Origin of the sequence: Pedobacter nutrimenti (assembly GCF_032678445.1) — a bacterium.
Lineage (GTDB): Bacteria > Bacteroidota > Bacteroidia > Sphingobacteriales > Sphingobacteriaceae > Pedobacter > Pedobacter nutrimenti_A.
Genome location: NZ_JAVTSQ010000005.1, coordinates 80,483 through 96,434, shown reverse-complemented (window position 1 = coordinate 96,434; position 15,952 = coordinate 80,483). Strand labels below are relative to the sequence as shown.

Below are 15,952 nucleotides of genomic sequence, written 5' to 3'. Positions count from 1 at the left end.
AAATGGTAGGTCAAGGTTTTGCATTCAGGAGCATAAAAATGCCCAACAGGATCAAGGCGTATGCAGCCCATTTAAATACCCATTCTAAGAATGTGATGAGTAAAGCAACAGCATAGGGGTGATTAAAATGTTGCAGACCTCCCGCACCTCTGCGCCTGTACCTGTTTGCGCCAATAATAAAGCGGATCAGAATACCAGAGATAAAAAATACATATCCCCAAAACTGCGGGTCTGTGGAATCAAATAATGTTTTCATGGTTTAAGGGTTTGGCATGGAAAGGGAAAGTATATAGTCGGCTGGCTTTCCTTCCCCGGTGAAAAAATAATTATTGGCTTCAATGGTGTTCTGAACCTCCTGGTTGCTGCATAGGTATTCGTATTCATCCTCCAGGCATCGGTAGAGGTATTGATTGAGTGCGGCAATTACTGTTGTGAGCCATTGCTTTAGCAGGTTCAACTGATTTTCAATATGCTGATAATTTGAACATTGATTATGGTCATACCAAAAATCTACTTCCAGGTTAACCCAATTCCCGTTTGAAGGGCGTTTGGTCACTGCTGTATAGTCTATAAATTGCGCCTTTATTAAATTCAAAACGGCCTGACGGCAGGGACAAGGGGATAATTTAAGCCTCCCTATAGAGGCAACCTCCTCCCATGTCCCTTGGGCAATGGATTTTGCCAGTACTACCGGATCAATTTCGGAATCAAAGGAACTGCCATCACCCTGGGAATAAAACCCGCTAAAGGAGATTTTATCACTGTCCGTGGCGATACCTAAGGCCTTACATAGCGTATGGAAATGTTCTAAACTGAAATCGAACCAATTATCACTGTCTACGTTGATGTAACGCCATTCTTCTAATGCCTTCTGCTGTGCTGCTTTATCCAGTTCGGAGAACTCGTACAGTTTTATTTTTATGGTTTTCATGGCTTTTTATTTAAGGTTTTGCTAAGATTTATTCTTTTCACTTTATTGTGATTCAGGGTTGTTGGTATGCTTGTCTTCATTCAAAATCTCCTTGCTGATTTCCTGCAGGATTTCTTCGCTTTTCATGAAAAGGCTCTTTGTTCCAGTATAGTACTTTTCTGTTTGCTTATCGAATACATAAAGGGCGTGAAACGTCCCACTCAAAGCCTCCAAACAATAAAAGAGATTAAAGCGTGTGGACACCCAATGCCATTTTAATGGGGGTAATTCCTCTAATGCCCTTTGCCAAGTTTGCTCTGAAATTTCAGAGAACGGGGTCTTATAAAATGATCGGTGCATTTCATTAAACTGCGCCCAGGTAACCAGGATAAGGCTTTTGTCCAGTTTCAGGTATTCATCCAGTGAAAGAGTGCTATAGTTGACCTTTTGTCCTATGCAAAAGGTATGTGCATAACCTTCAAATGGCAGTTTTACAATCACCATTTCTTCTATTTGTTGATCTTCCATTTTTATGTTGATTTAGGGTTATTTAATTCTGATTGTAGCTGCGATAGTTTTCCGTGTATTTGTTTCCATTCCGCAAACCGTTGTTTGTAGATGCGTTTTAAAAAAGGTTCATCTTCCTGCTGACCGTAGAAAAGAAAATCGTTAAACACTTCAATAGCTACTTTTAGTTCTTCCTGGATCGCTGCCGGGTTGCAATGGCCGGTATTTTGCATAGCTTGATTTTTAAATCTCATTCTGATAGCATTGAACATAAGCATCGTGATCGAAGTCTTTGAGGATATATACATCCAGGCGCAGCCTTTCAATTTGCTTGTAACTAAGCCTTGTAAATGCATAGCCTAGCTGTAACATAATGCTTCCGTTGCGGGACTGATAGATGTCGAAAAAACCGCTTTTGCTTCCTGCGGACGTTTCATAAGTGAAATGATTTTTATTCTTGTTCATTGTTGTTGTTATTAGGGAGTGGATGGGAATCAAAAAGCAGGTCTACGGCTATTTTGAATTTTTCGGGCGCACCTTCTGATTGTGCGCATTTTCTAATACAGTCGATGGTGAAAACTGCTGTGTTGCCATAAAACAATTGGTCGCTAAACACCTTGCTGCTTCTTATCATGCTGTACCGATGTCTGTTGATAAGCTGTACTACTTCCGCAGCAAGCCCGCACCAAAAGTCCGGTGTTATGAATCCATTACTCCAGTTTGTTGTTATTTCCTGCTTGTGATTTATAGTATAGTGGCTAAAGCCCGAAATCATCTCCACCATACCTTCCAGTTCATCGGGGAAAAGGTCAGCCAATAATTTGCCTTTTTCTGTGTTGCTTAATTCGTGTAGCGGTTTCATAAAAATGCGTTTACTGTTTTGTGAATAATTTTGCTACCTCGTAGCGGTCATTGCTCTGACAAGCCTTTCTCATTTCATCCCCGCAGCAGCCATAACCGATTCCAGGATAGTAACTAACCATCATACTGTAACCTTCCTGCTCCGTAAATTTTTTATCGAGTGCAGTGAAGACTGCCATTAATTCAGGAATAGAAGTAATGCTGCGTGGGGCGGTGGCGAAAAAATGCCTCCCGTTAAGGGCTATATTTATCTCGTAATACATGGTTTTATTTTCTCTTGTAGCCTGCAAGGAATGATCCCATTCAGGCTTGGTTTTTAAATTGAAATTGATGCGGTAGTTTGGATCGGTTTATCAGTCTTCTAAAGGCTTTGGGTGCGGGTTGTACCCCGTTACCTGTAAATTTCTTTGGTCGATGATCCTTCCGCATCTCATACAGATGTAGAGTTCATCCCATTCACCCTCGATGGGTTCTATCTGATCGCCCTTTTCATTGCAGGAATAAAATCCATCACTTTCGGCCTGGTTGCCACACAAACAAACCCATTGGTCTGGATAGTTTTCTGCGTGGGTAATGTATTCGGGTGCTTGCTCTATCTGCCCGATCCATTTATTGTGCAGCATTTGAACCAATTGTGTGAACTGCGGGTTCGGTTGGATCATGGTAGTGACATACAGATTGAGGCAATAGTGGCTAACTATGGCAGTATTATCGTTAAAGAGGGAACTTGAAAAGAAATGGGCGCTTTTGCATAGGGCTGTTCTATAATAAGTGATCTTTGATTGCACGCGCTGTACACCTTTTAGCCACTGTTCAAATGTCAAGCGTTCATTATTCCATACTTTTCGATTTCGTTCTGCATCTTCCTGAATGGTGATACAAACGTCTTCTATGTATCCGAGCAACTTTGGGATTTCAGAAGGAAACATCTGGTGTAGTATAAGGGCATTGCCTTGCGGGGTTAATTGATTTTCGTATTTCATGACGTTTTTTTTTAAGAGTGCAGACGGGCTTGCCCGTCTGCACAGGGTTTAATTAATTGAATTGAAAAATATCTGCTCCGTCTTTTGCAAATGCATTGCATAGGTCAAAAGCGGACTGGTTGCGTAATTGCGCCGTACCGCCCATGAGCAGGGATTTTACTTTTGCTTCATCGTCTTTGTAATTGCGGACATTCTGAAAGTAACCTGTAACAGCATTGTAGGCTCCGAACACTGTGCCTTTGGTGGTTGTCATTTGTTGTGTATCTGAGGTCATAGCGTAGGTAAAGACATCATCTACTGTATTTTTATACAACGTGGACAGTTCATCAGTTTTACCGGAAATGAGGTTGCTCAGAGTTTCCTTGTTAGGAGCCATTGCCATTTGGATCAGCTTCTTTACTTCTTTGTCTGTAATACGTACTGCTGCCCACTGGTTAAATATGCCCTCTAACTGTTCTGTCAATTTATTGCTCATACCCATCACCTTGTGTGCTTCGACCAGGCGTTGTTTGGCGTTTGCGGTATGCTTGATCCGGATAGTATTTGTACTATTGCGAAGGGCTGCATTAAGGGTATTTTGACAAACGATTCGGATGGGTGTAAAGGCTGCGGTAATGCTTCCGCTACCATCGTGTGAAGTGGTTAGAAAAAGGTACTTTTCTATAACATCATCATTGCCGACGCGGATATAGTCGGGTAATTTTGCTGTAATAAAAATGCGTTCTCCCATGCCTAACGCCCCTGCGGTTTCATACAGGATACCGTCACCGCCGCCTACAATAGCATCGAAAAAGCTAAAGGCTTCTGAATTCTGTATTACCTGGTAGTCTTTACCCACTACGCCTAATACGGCATTGTTGTCATTTCTAACGGTGGCGAAAAAATTGGGAACTTCGATCTGGTTATAGATAATGTCTCCTTCAATACTGACGGCTCCGGCTGTTGGGGTAAAAAGTTTACGTTTTTCTACCGGGTAATTCAGTCCGGCATGTATGATGGCCTCTGCACTTGTGGGATAGTCCTGTATGATTTTGCCTAAGCCTGTCCATGCTTTTTGTTGAACACTAAAAAAGCTCCAGTTTCCTGTCTGTTCGTTTAAATTGAGATTATGTGACATGATATTTAAAAATTGAATGGGTTGAAAAATGAATTGATTGGTGAAAGGATTAAAAGGGGAGGTCTTCTGTTTGTGACTGTTGCACCGCTACTGTTGCCGGGTGGATGATTTGGCTCTGTGGGTTGCTTTCTTCCTTTGGTACTGCTGTCAGGGTTCTAAAATCAGTAACATGAAAAGTGAGTATGCCTACTGCCTTGTTTTCAGCGTTATTGTACACGTTCATTCCGATGTGGCCGTACAACTGAACCAGTACACCTTTTTTTAGTCTTTTGGCTGCTCCTGCGTTCAGCCAGTAAGAGCAACTAAAAAAGGTTGGCTTTTTTTGATACTCTCCGTTTTTAGGCTTGTAGCCGTTTTCAATTGCAATAGAAAATTCTACTACTTGTTTTTCGTTTTGTGCGGTGGCTACTTTGGCGTCCGCTGTAATTCTGCCAATGATGATTTCCATAACTTTTGTTTTTTTGTGAACATTTTTTTTCTACTCGCTTTTTTTCTTTTCAGCCGCCTGCCCCGGAGAGCCTTTTTCAAAAGAAAAAACGGAAAAAAAGAAAGCAAGGAAACCAGTGGGCACAAAAGCGAAAGCCAAAAAAAATTGGATTTAATGGGGGGCCCCTCTGGGGGGAAACCGTTCATTCCAAATTTTTTTGGCAGGTGTGTGGGATGGCTTGGGCCCACTACCTTAGCTGCCTTTTCGACGTTTTATTTGAAAAAGGGTCATTGGTGCAGGTCTTCCCATCTTTACTGAATCCAGAAGGATTACACGAAAAGCATAAAGGCTGAGTAAGGTTAGAGGAGTCATGATTATGACCAGGGGAGGGTCTTTAGAAGTAATGCTATCGGGAAGTAGCACCTTATTTTTTCGCGCAATTGGCGCAGCAGCCCAACTCATCAAGGGCATCTTCGTCAGAGAACATTTCCAGGAAGTCATGCCAATTGACAAAATCCATTGCCGCGGCATAGGCAGTTTGGTTTTTCATGATCACGATGGGAGCATTTTGCTGGAGGCTATCAATTTCAGTTAAAGGAAGTAATCCATTTGTCCGAATGTAATCCGTCATCATAGCCGGCCTTGAAGCAGTTGCTTTTCGCCATAGGCCTGCGCAGCCAGAACCAACGGATTTAAGCTGTGGCTGCTGATCAATTAACTTTTGGGAAACAGGTCCGGTAACGGATTCAATTTTCTGTTGCCAGAGACGGTGCCGGTTTTGGAAATCGGCTTGCAATTGTTCGGCGGACATACAGCCCTGCAAGCGGGGCTTCGCTCTTGCTTCCATGATAACGATAAGACGTAGGTACTCTTTACGGAATTCGAGCAATTCATGTGGTTGCGTTGCCGGGCAAAAGACACAGGCTGATTTGGGTGGTACAGGAAGGCCCGCAGATTGGATGGCTGCCTTGCATGCCTGGCGATCCATGTTCCATTCTATAAGGGGATACCAGTATTGATATAGCGGATCTTCAAGGTCTTTTGCGTGAGCATATCGCTTTAAATCTTTGGGGCTGGCGTCGTAGCCAATAATCTTCAGTACTTTTCCTCCTACTTTCCAGTAATCTACTGCCATAAGCCATTTATTGGTCCAGGCGTTCTGAGGGGCTACTTTCCATTTCAGTGAACAGCTCTTGAAGCCAAAAGCTAGAGAGGGAAGCGTTCCGTTAGTGAGGCAGTTTTCACCAAGGGTAGCATACGGTGGATAATTTTTGAAATCTTTTGGCTCATATCGTACAACGGTGACAGGTGGAAAACCGACTTCTTGCAACCATGCATTGATTACTGGCAGGTAAGCATAAGTTTCTTTTTTCTCATTTCCCGTGTCAGCAAAGAGTATGGCATCTGGACGTATACCCTGCTGATGTAATTTCACAAGTACTGCAGTACTGTCAACGCCCAATCCGTAGGCAACAATAAGTGGTTGATGGGTAAGTTCTTTGATGCTCCGAAATAAGTTCGTCTGTAAGGTTTTCATAATGCTTCAAAATGTTAGGATGAAAAATGAAATGATGAAGCATCCTCCGGTCCTGGACAAGCAAGGCCAAAAAGCAACGCAATAAATGAAGGCAATGAAGGGAGGGCTTGGTGTTTATGGTGGAATTTTTTGGCCGCTTCCGAAGGCCAGGGCCGAAATTTGTGAGCAATTCTATTTACATCCAAATTCCAGTTAAGTGTTAAAATTAGTCGGTACAAAAACCCGCCTGACAACCACTTCCACTACCAAAGAAAAAATCCAATTGCAGGCCCATTCGCTGAATTTCAAGCAGGGAGTAATCTTCTTTAAAGGTATGATCATAAAGTACCTCCATAATTGCTGCCCACATCATGATGGAGGGATTGGTTTCATAATTCTTGCGGAGTTGTTGTGGGGCTTTCCAAAAACAGTTCTGACAATTGGAATCCTGTGGAAATATGATGGACTTGTCCTGCCAGTACTGCTGAACATGGTGGTGCAACACCTTATCGCGGATCAATGGAAAGTCCCCTATCCTCCACAGGATGTCCTGCCAGCGGTGAATCCAGGTATTGGATTTAGGCCTGTAATCACACCGCGTAGGATAATGAATGGTATCGGAGAATTGTGTTTCACGTTCCATCTCGTCATAACGGTAACCAATGCGCATCTGAACAGGTAGCTCATGATAGAAGTAGAGAAATTCAAAAATGGGGCTTATTTTGAGAATCGTGGTGCAGAAACGTTTGTCAATATTAGGTATGGCTTTTTTTGCACGGAGCATCTGCTCCCAGCTTACCCCGCGCAACCAGATAATTTCACGGCCTAAAAACTGCTCCAGGTCAAACATCGTTTTCAGGATCATAGGGTCTTCAGAGGTCGCTACAAAAGGTTTATGGTGGCTACAATACTTTTGCAGTTTGTCATTGGCCATCTGAATCAATTTGCGGTCAATGTTTCTTCCGGCATTGTGGCAATCAATGCAAACCAGCGCAAAAACTTCAAGATCGGCTGGGTAATGGGCGGCCAGATAACTGCTGGTTTTCCCTGCCGATAGGCTGTTTACTGTTTTCATGATTTTTATGAATTAGAAATGAAAAAGGGGAAGCATTTTGCTTCCCCTGATACTGTGAGCAGAACGTTCGCTAATCGAATACACGGTTTACTGTTCCATCCATAGGATTAAACTCCACCTGGTTATAGCTCCGGTACTTCCCCGATTCGAGTACGATCCGGTCGTGTTCATCATGGGTAAGGATACCCATACCCGATAAAAAAAGCCGGATGTTATCATCCGACTTCTCGTAGCTGATTTCTTGGCTACTCTCCAACACATGTTTGTGCCCAATGGTCTCGCCTTCTCCTAAGACGAGCCTTTTTGATTTGTTGTTGTACATAATAAACCGATTTTAGGTTTCTGAAAAAAATAGATCGAGATATTGTTCTTTGGTAAGATGGTAAGGTGTCACCTGCCTGGAATCTTCTGATTCCTCCACAACGATGATGTCACCTTGCCTGAATATTCGCTTGGGATTGGAAATGTCTATACGGATCGTCCATGCAATAGCTCTGATAGCATCGGGATTGCTATTTCCATTTGACCACCTTCGGATACCGATTGCAATCTCTTCGGGTACATAAATCCAGTATTCCCGGTTCGTTGTCGTGCACCAGCACCTTACTGCAAATACGGGGTTTGGTCGTTGCCAATCGCTTAAAGGCTCGAATAGTTTATGACCATCAATCCGGTACAACTCATATACATCTTCAAACTGATGATCCCATGCTTTGTTGTTTTGATCCCACCTTGTTCTTTTCTTATTAATGACTTGTTGGTCCAACAATTCAGGGTTTAATTGTCTAAAAAGTTTGGCTACGCCGATGCAATCAAACATAGTCCTTCTTTTTTCGGTGTTTTTTTCCTTTAAAGCTTCCCGTACGGAGATGGGGATAATACTGTCCCATATTTCCTCTACAAAGGTGCCCAGTTCTTCTAGTAATGGATGCGTAATGACATCCCGTTTAAAATGTTTGATGGTTTCAAATTTTGCCTTCCAGAATCGTAAGGCTTCAGACAGGGTAAAACCCTGAAGGCCGCTAACATAATAGGTAGCGTCATGCAGATTGGTCTTGTTCATAAAATAGAAGTATTAATAAATAGTGATGGGTTATTAGAGTTCTTACAAGAAATGAAAGAACCAGAGGGAGAGAGGCTATTCACTAAATGGAATGTATATATCCTTTACGTCTGTTGTGTTATAACTGTAGTTAAATTGGTTGATGTAACCCTTAAGCGACCCATCATGGGTTTGAAAGTCTTGTCGACTGATCAAAAAGGTTTCCCATAAACCGCCAAACGCCTCAATATGATTTGTAGCCAAGGCGAACATCTCCTGAAGATAATTTTCGATTTTCGATTTTATCTTATCAAAATGTTCAGGATAGGGGCCGTTTAGAATTTGTAATGTTAGGTTGGCTTCAGGAACATCGTAGCCGTCTTGTACTTCCACCTGGATCATAAGCGTGTCAAACCAGACCTGTTCGGGAAGGCTTAATTCTATTGCACACTCCTGTAACCCCTGCTCGCTTTCTGAGTAGGTATCTTCGCCGATAAAACACTTAGTATCTCTATTGTATACAGCTTCGCCATCTGTCGAAAAATCTCCCGCGAAAGAGCCGTAACCCAATTCTTCTCCCACAAAATGAAGTAAATCATGTTCAATTTCAGTTAGATTTTCTTTTTCGATGCCGTCAAGCTTTAGTGTTAGCCATCCGGAGTCATTGCCACCTTCCCAGGTTACAGAAAGTTCTTGGCCATCGCGGGTCAATTCATCGCAATAGGCTTGTATTGCATGGATTTTAGTTGTTTCCATTGTTTATAGATTTAAAAGGTCAGACTTAATCTGTTTAAGAAGTTGTTTGTCGCTACCACGGGGATTGTTAAACCAATTGCGGTGTTGTTCGGGCACCTCGAACCGGACGCATTGTAACCAGTCCTGCAAGGATGGGACTTTCCCGTCATGATCTTCTCGGCAATGCTCGTAGAGGATATCCCGTGTAGAAAGCAGTTGCCCGTTTTGGGAATTAATCACTGTGTCGCCAACCAATTCAGTTAGGACCTGGATAAACCAGGTATTGTGTGAAAACATCCGGTGCTGGCTTGCGGGAAAGAAAAACTTTGAGCTGTCCATTAGTTTGTGAAGCCGTAAAGTATCGTCGACAACGCAACCGAATTTTTTTGCACTAAGAAGCGCATGGTCATAATAATGCATAATGCTTTAGCTTTTAATGTCATTAATAATATCCTGAGCAGCGCCTTTCAACCCGGATAGCACGAATAATTTTTTGACCCAATCATGGTCTTCTGTAACTTCCCATTCATCCAGGATCAGTTCCTTCCAGTTTTTATAGGAGTACCACTGTAATCGCCAACTGAACTCCGTTCTAAGTTTTTCGGATGCAGTCATATTGCGTTCGGCGATAAAAAATGGATCGATCCCCCGGTACTTGAAAACCCTTTGGAAAGTTCCCTGGTCCTCCACGTTGCCACACATTACAGCTACAAGAATCTGTGGATTTTTCTTTGTAGGCGTTTTTCGGTGAATGCGTACTTTAAACATATCTGCTAGAATTAAGCGTTTCGACCTGCCTGGTCTCATCGGTGCCGGAAGCATACCGGCAGACGCTTTTTTTACTCAGGTAGCGAACGATTGGGATAAACTGGCCAACCCGCTGTCTCCGATGTCAGGCGCTTACTGAGCTATTTGCTGTTCAGGTAGCCAATGTGCCTGGTTTTTGCCACTGCGGGAACTCGACTACTAGGCCCCCGGTCCTTGTGGGGTTTGAAAGCGGCCTGGGCTGTCCTTTCAAACTAAAGCGGTGACACGATCTGGCAGGGAACAGTAGAAAGTTTTTTTAAAAAAAATACGGCCGTCCGCCGCCTATATTTTACGTTAGGCGGAATCGGGATGGCCGGAGATTTTTTTTAAAAAACAGTAGGCAAGACGCCCATTTCAGGCGGCGCAGACTTTCGGGAGTTTCCTGCCCGATAGTATGTTTGCGGAGCGTTTGAAAGGGCAGGTCAGGACGAACACAACTAACTGGACTGTGGACAGAACCGAAGTTCATAGTGGTGAAAACTGGTTGTACGAGGACTGAAGGAGCGAAGCAGGTATGTAACGTCAATGGAAGCTGGTGGTGTGTTCCAAGCGTTGGGAATGATGTTAAAGTGGGTCTGAAGTGCTTCCTGTTCGGTTCAGTATAAGCAATAGCTATTCATCGCTTTCTGGAACCCAGGACCATAAAATTGGTATCTTAAGCTATGATTATTATTATTTCCTGCCAGATAATCGTTAGTTATACCGTTACTTTCCAAATTTTTGGGTAAAAAAAATCCGACATCAGTGATATCGGAAAAATAATTTATTAGTAGAGACTAAATCGTGCTCAGGATTATCGCGGAAAACCTTTCCCGTTTTCCATTCGGATACATATTGTAGTAATATATAGTGTGCAAATCATCAAATTGTATAAATTGCTTGTGTAAATCTGTGTTATGAAGTATCAATATGAACCATTGGGAGATGAATATCAATTTCAAACCTTTTTGAAAGATCTCTTTAATTCAATATACAAAACCAACTCCTTTGAGGAGTACGGCTCTAGAGGTCACACTCAATTTGGGGTCGATATTTATAGTCCAGAACTTAAAATCGCCGTACAGGCAAAAAAGAAAGACATTAACCGCGCGAAAAAGATATTGCTTAGAGAATTGACTTCCGACCTAACCTCTACCACCAAATTGATTGAAAAATTCCCTCACGATATCAATTGCGTGTACTTTGCTACTACAACAAGTAAGTTCATTGAAATCCAGGATGCTTGTATTTCATACAGTCTTTCTAAGGGGCGTAAAATAAAATTTTTCAGTTGGCCAGATATTCAGGAAGAAATATCAAAATTTCCATCTGTACGAAATAAATATTTTCCCGCCTTAAAGGAGAACAACCTGATTGATGATAACATCAGCAGTGAAATTAAAGATAGATTAGCACATCTGGAGAAATTACTACTAGCTCAAAATGCAACCGTACTAAGTAAAAAGAAGGAGTACCGCAATATACCATCCTGCGAAATACTTCTTCCTCCAGTTGATCTTGAAGCACAAAAACTTCTCATGGTATTTATTTTAAAAACCGCAGCTTATCAATCTTTTGCAGATGTCCAATACAGAAAGTTTATATGCCTTCTAAACTTTAGTCACTCATTCACACAATTCAGTGATGGGAATTCGGGGCCTGGATTTTCAATAATATCGGGGGAGGTTATTTTTTTGGGTAATTGTACTCGGTTGGTAAAAATGTTGCAGAATAATGGGGAAAAATTCTGGCATCTCTTCGAACAGTTTCAGGAAGATTCGGCCTATAATAAAATCAATTTTCGAATGGAGCTAATACCAACTGAAGGTCTAATTTCGTATGAGTTTGAAATTGATGGCCAAACTAGATTTTATAATCTTCGAAATGTTGAGCCAGGACCGCTTGATTACGAAAAGTTAGATTCGCTAAATGCTGTTTTACCATTTATTGCCTCAACGACTAAAGGGGCGATTCATTTGATCGACCTGGACAAAATAAAGAACTACCCGGCCTTCACAAAATTTATATATAGCAGTATTCTCGAAGACGCATTTAAACCGTCTCATTTGAAAGTTAACATTAATGATTTTGATGATTGGGATTATTACTATCCAACGCCTGTTGCGGATTAGTATCTTAAGGATTCGCTTTGCCATCATTTGAGAGACTGTTAGGGATAACAGTGGTAATTCCGCAGCATAGTGAGGAATTGGAGCGATTAGCCCGACCCAAAGGGGAGCGGCAAAAGGAAAAGATACTTTAAGTATAAAGAAGTAATTAATGAAGTAGTTATGTATATTTGATAGATGTGTTTTAGCACTAAAAAACCAAACTAACCAATAAAACCAGACTTCATGACGCATTTCGATCCAGAAAAAAACAAACTTTTTTTTGGCAATACTGATAAGTTACCTGATTGGATAAGCGAAAGCCAAGACAGGGCTATTGAAAAAATAAAGCTTATGTTGAAGAATTATCTTGAACTGGACAACGTGAGTTTTTTGTTTGGTTCCGGTACTTCGATACATCTTGGGGCAGTAGCTGTTAGAAATTTCCCGAATGAGGTAGAACAATATATAGCTGAAAAGAATCAAACTGAACAAGGTATCTTTGAAGAACTCATTTCTACTGTTAAATCTCTGCAAGCAGAACGGTTGACTTACGGCATGGCAAATTTGACAGATAGTATTTTGGAATACGAATTTATTGATCAGCGAGGGTGGAAGTTTATTATTGATAAAGATGTTATACGTGATGGCGATACAAAGGAGATAGCAACAGAATATGAAACAATACTTAATTTTTTAATAGCGAAAGACTACATCCTAACTGAGGATAAGAGTATTTCCAGAACCGATAAAATTGCTGAATTAATTACAGCCATTAAAGAGGGTTTATTCAATGTATGTGATCTCGAAAACAGGGATGTTTCTCAAACAGTGATTGACCGAAAGAAGGCAAGTGAATTTGATAAGGAACGGGAACAAGGAGAGCTTTTAGCAACCCAAAGTAAATATATTTTCCATGAAAAATTTGTCAAGGCACTTTTACAAAGGCCATTAAATCTGAGGCGCGCTAATATATTTACAGCAAACTATGATTTAGCATTTGAATATACTTTTGATAAACTCGGTGTTCATTACATAGACGGTTTTGCTGGCTTTCACAAACGTTTTTTTAAACCTGAAACATTTGAATATGACATTTTTTATCCTGGGTCAACCACCTCAGGTAAAGTTCAAAGAATAGAAAAAGTTGTACGTTATATCAAATTGCATGGATCAATGTCTTGGGTAAATTCTTCAGCAAGAGATGCTAACAATCTTTACGGGATCGAAGAAAAGCCCTTAGAATTAATTGAGAAACTGGATAAGAAAGGGGAGATTATTATTTATCCATCTGCAGTTAAGAAATCATACACGCTTGATTTACCATATTCTGAACTATTTCGACAATTTGCTTCGACCATAACTCAATCTCAGTCTGTACTAATTACGATCGGTTATTCTTTTGGAGACGATCATTTTAATGACATTATTTATCAGGCTCTCTCAAATCCGACCTTTACTCTAATTATTGTAGATTTTGCAGGTACAAAAAATAGTTACATAAAAGAAATTAAGGATCTTAATGATCCAAGGGTAATCATTTTAGAAGGTAATTTTTTCGGTGATTTTTTGACTTTCGCTGATACCCTGATGCCAAATTTCAATAATGATAACAATAACGACAGAGTTGCTGATACACTTAATAGTTTGTTTAAGGCAAATGAAAATGATATAACAACTACTGATCTTCCATCGTCAAATACCGCAAAATAATGAGCGAAAGAAATATAGGTAAGGTTATTCTGGTGGATAGCTTTCGCGTATCAATAAGGCTAGATGATGAATTGAAAAGCTTGTATAAAAGTGGCTTTGAGGATATTTATGAAGTAGCCAGAATTAATTCTTACGTTATCATACCAATCGGGGCTGATAAGATAGTGGGAATGGTTACAAGTGTAAGAGCTATCGATGAGACAGATTTGGGAAAAAGCAAAGAAGCTATTTTCCTAACTAAATCTGCGAGGTATTTGGTAGCTACAATGATTGGAACAATTGAAAATAGTGGAAAATATGTTCAAGGTGTTTACAATTACCCTATACTAGATAACCCGGTATGGTATGTCACTCGACAGGATTTGAATAATATTTTTGATCAAAATGAAAAAGAAGAGATCAATTTTGAAGAAGACTATTACCTGCCCATTGGTACCTCACCTGCTTTTTCTGATTATAAAATCAAAATTAACCCCGATAGACTTTTTGGTAAACATGCTGCAATTTTAGGAAATACAGGTTCTGGTAAATCGTGCACATTTGCTTCGATTATTCAAAGCTTGTTTGATTTCGAATTTAATGGGAAAAAACTTCAAAATGCTCATATCTTAATATTTGACACAAACGGGGAGTATAAACAAGCTTTTCAAGGCACGAAAGAAAACCCATATAAAAACCTTGAACTAGTAAATCCATTTCACATAGACAAAAGTGGTATGAAAGTGCCATTTTGGTTTATGAATTTTTCAGATTTTGATTTTCTGTTTGAACCAACATCAGGTACACAGGCGCCTGTTTTCAAAAGAGCATTAGGATTAGCAAAAAACCAAACTATTGCAACAGTCAAGAGGCTAATACCTCAAGCTTATATTTCGAGACTAGAAACAATAATAAATGAGTGTGAGGAGAATAATTTCAAAATTAAGAATACAATATTTTCCGAACTAGAATCTTTTATAACTGAATTGACCGCTTTAGCAACAGATTTTGATAAGAGTCCAATTTTGACAGCTTTGAACAATATTTTTGCGCAGAAAGCCAATCTAACCAAACCTGGTCAATACGTTAATGGGAATGTTAGTACTCAAGTCCTTACTGATAGCAGTGCAAGTATTAAGGTTGAGATATCGCTTTATAATATTTCAATTAGAAATATTGAAGTAGCGGAAGAAAGAAATATTGATCTACCAATTTATTTTAATTTTAATGATTTAGTAGAAAGATTTTTTGATGAAGCGATTAGTGAACAAGAAAATTCTGGAAACAGATTAAGGGAGTTTGTTTCAACATTAAGGCTAAGATTGCAATCCTATCTAAGTGATGAGAGAATTTCGCAACCTTTGCTGCTTAACCAAACTGAAGAAATTACAAATGCTTTAGCGAAATTTATTTCTTTTATTTTAGGTGACTTTTGTAAAGTATATCAAACTGGAGATACAGATTTGTTTACTGATTTTTATAATGCACAATTAGCCAAAACAGATTATGAAAAGTTAGTTGAAGGCAAGCCTAGTCAGGTCACAATAATTGATATGTCCCTACTGCCGTATGAAGTTTTAGAAACAGTGACAGGGTTAATTGGAAGGCTGATTTTGGAATTTGTATCACGTTTTCCTGAAAATGATCGGGGTAAATTTCCAATGGTTATTGCCCTTGAAGAGGCACAAAATTACATTCCTGAGAAAAACCGTGGCGATAGAGAATCAATAGCCAAAAAAGTCTTTGAACGTATTGCAAGGGAAGGCCGAAAATATGGAATATCATTATTGGTTTCAAGTCAACGACCCTCCGAATTATCAAAGACTGTATTATCTCAATGTAACTCTTTTATTATTCATAGGCTTCAAAATCCCGAAGACCAAAAATATGTTAGGCAATTAGTTTCTGCCGCTAATGAAGATATACTTCAACAATTACCAATTTTACCCCAGCAACATGTTGTAATTATGGGTGATGCCGTAAGAACACCTGTCCAGGCTAAAATGAATACAGCTAATCCAAGGCCTAATAGCAATAATCCAAAATTCATTGAAAACTGGACAATTGATTTATCTAAGGATTTTCCAAATTATGTAGCAATTGCAAAGGCGTGGGAAAAGGGAGAAAAATATGACCCGTCAAAAAAAGCAGAATCTAGTGATAAGTTAGAAAAATAGGGCAATAACAAGGTGA

Annotated in this window: 20 protein-coding genes; 3 read left to right on the top strand and 17 right to left on the bottom strand. The window is 40.2% G+C overall.

Going from position 1 to position 15,952, the window contains the following annotated elements; genetic code table 11:
- Window positions 1-10: 10 nt before the first annotated feature.
- From R2S08_RS10000 to R2S08_RS09920, 17 genes are all read right to left on the bottom strand, one after another.
- Entirely contained in the window at window positions 11-256 is a 246-nt protein-coding gene (locus R2S08_RS10000) for a hypothetical protein (protein WP_316835046.1), read from the bottom strand.
- Between the two features lie 3 nt (window positions 257-259).
- A complete protein-coding gene (locus R2S08_RS09995) occupies window positions 260-931 on the bottom strand; it encodes a hypothetical protein (RefSeq protein WP_316835045.1) in 672 nt (223 codons plus the stop codon).
- A gap of 42 nt (window positions 932-973) precedes the next feature.
- Window positions 974-1,438 (bottom strand): hypothetical protein, encoded by a 465-nt coding sequence (locus tag R2S08_RS09990; protein WP_316835044.1) that lies wholly within the window; start codon window positions 1,436-1,438, stop codon window positions 974-976.
- 2 nt (window positions 1,439-1,440) lie between these two features.
- On the bottom strand, window positions 1,441-1,650 hold the full coding sequence (locus R2S08_RS09985; protein WP_316835043.1) for a hypothetical protein: 210 nt from the start codon (window positions 1,648-1,650) through the stop codon (window positions 1,441-1,443).
- Window positions 1,651-1,660: 10 nt separating this feature from the next.
- Window positions 1,661-1,882, bottom strand: a complete 222-nt coding sequence (locus R2S08_RS09980) for a hypothetical protein (protein ID WP_316835042.1) — start codon at window positions 1,880-1,882, stop codon at window positions 1,661-1,663.
- On the bottom strand, window positions 1,869-2,279 hold the full coding sequence (locus tag R2S08_RS09975) for a hypothetical protein (RefSeq protein ID WP_316835041.1): 411 nt from the start codon (window positions 2,277-2,279) through the stop codon (window positions 1,869-1,871). The genes R2S08_RS09980 and R2S08_RS09975 overlap by 14 nt, the downstream gene beginning before the upstream one ends.
- Window positions 2,280-2,289: 10 nt before the next feature.
- Window positions 2,290-2,541: a hypothetical protein gene (locus tag R2S08_RS09970; protein ID WP_316835040.1), complete on the bottom strand. Its 252-nt coding sequence runs from the start codon at window positions 2,539-2,541 to the stop codon at window positions 2,290-2,292.
- A 90-nt stretch (window positions 2,542-2,631) separates the two neighbouring features.
- Window positions 2,632-3,261 carry a hypothetical protein gene (locus tag R2S08_RS09965; RefSeq protein ID WP_316835039.1) on the bottom strand — a complete coding sequence of 210 codons (630 nt, stop codon included), beginning with the start codon at window positions 3,259-3,261 and terminating at the stop codon, window positions 2,632-2,634.
- A 52-nt stretch (window positions 3,262-3,313) separates the two neighbouring features.
- Window positions 3,314-4,378 (bottom strand): DUF932 domain-containing protein, encoded by a 1,065-nt coding sequence (locus tag R2S08_RS09960; RefSeq protein WP_316835038.1) that lies wholly within the window; start codon window positions 4,376-4,378, stop codon window positions 3,314-3,316.
- Window positions 4,379-4,427: 49 nt separating this feature from the next.
- Window positions 4,428-4,826, bottom strand: a complete 399-nt coding sequence (locus R2S08_RS09955) for a single-stranded DNA-binding protein (RefSeq protein WP_316835037.1) — start codon at window positions 4,824-4,826, stop codon at window positions 4,428-4,430.
- A 403-nt stretch (window positions 4,827-5,229) separates the two neighbouring features.
- Window positions 5,230-6,342 (bottom strand): hypothetical protein, encoded by a 1,113-nt coding sequence (locus R2S08_RS09950; RefSeq protein ID WP_316835036.1) that lies wholly within the window; start codon window positions 6,340-6,342, stop codon window positions 5,230-5,232.
- A gap of 205 nt (window positions 6,343-6,547) precedes the next feature.
- Window positions 6,548-7,396, bottom strand: a complete 849-nt coding sequence (locus R2S08_RS09945) for a hypothetical protein (RefSeq protein WP_316835035.1) — start codon at window positions 7,394-7,396, stop codon at window positions 6,548-6,550.
- Window positions 7,397-7,466: 70 nt separating this feature from the next.
- Window positions 7,467-7,718, bottom strand: a complete 252-nt coding sequence (locus R2S08_RS09940) for a hypothetical protein (protein WP_316835034.1) — start codon at window positions 7,716-7,718, stop codon at window positions 7,467-7,469.
- Between the two features lie 12 nt (window positions 7,719-7,730).
- Window positions 7,731-8,459 carry a hypothetical protein gene (locus tag R2S08_RS09935; protein WP_316835033.1) on the bottom strand — a complete coding sequence of 243 codons (729 nt, stop codon included), beginning with the start codon at window positions 8,457-8,459 and terminating at the stop codon, window positions 7,731-7,733.
- Window positions 8,460-8,534: 75 nt separating this feature from the next.
- The gene (locus tag R2S08_RS09930; RefSeq protein ID WP_316835032.1) at window positions 8,535-9,194 is read right to left on the bottom strand and encodes a hypothetical protein; all 660 of its coding nucleotides are present in this window, start codon (window positions 9,192-9,194) and stop codon (window positions 8,535-8,537) included.
- Window positions 9,195-9,197: 3 nt separating this feature from the next.
- Complete coding sequence (locus tag R2S08_RS09925; RefSeq protein ID WP_410479522.1) at window positions 9,198-9,593, bottom strand: DUF6915 family protein; 396 nt, start codon at window positions 9,591-9,593, stop codon at window positions 9,198-9,200.
- Between the two features lie 6 nt (window positions 9,594-9,599).
- The gene (locus R2S08_RS09920) at window positions 9,600-9,941 is read right to left on the bottom strand and encodes a hypothetical protein (RefSeq protein ID WP_316835030.1); all 342 of its coding nucleotides are present in this window, start codon (window positions 9,939-9,941) and stop codon (window positions 9,600-9,602) included.
- 935 nt (window positions 9,942-10,876) lie between these two features.
- Between R2S08_RS09920 and R2S08_RS09915 the strand changes: the two genes are divergently transcribed.
- From R2S08_RS09915 to R2S08_RS09905, 3 genes are all read left to right on the top strand, one after another.
- Window positions 10,877-12,091, top strand: coding sequence for a hypothetical protein (locus tag R2S08_RS09915; protein WP_316835029.1), 1,215 nt, complete (start codon window positions 10,877-10,879; stop codon window positions 12,089-12,091).
- 222 nt (window positions 12,092-12,313) lie between these two features.
- Entirely contained in the window at window positions 12,314-13,780 is a 1,467-nt protein-coding gene (locus R2S08_RS09910) for an SIR2 family protein (RefSeq protein WP_316835028.1), read from the top strand.
- Window positions 13,780-15,936 (top strand): ATP-binding protein, encoded by a 2,157-nt coding sequence (locus R2S08_RS09905; protein WP_316835027.1) that lies wholly within the window; start codon window positions 13,780-13,782, stop codon window positions 15,934-15,936. The genes R2S08_RS09910 and R2S08_RS09905 overlap by 1 nt, the downstream gene beginning before the upstream one ends.
- Window positions 15,937-15,952: the final 16 nt, after the last annotated feature.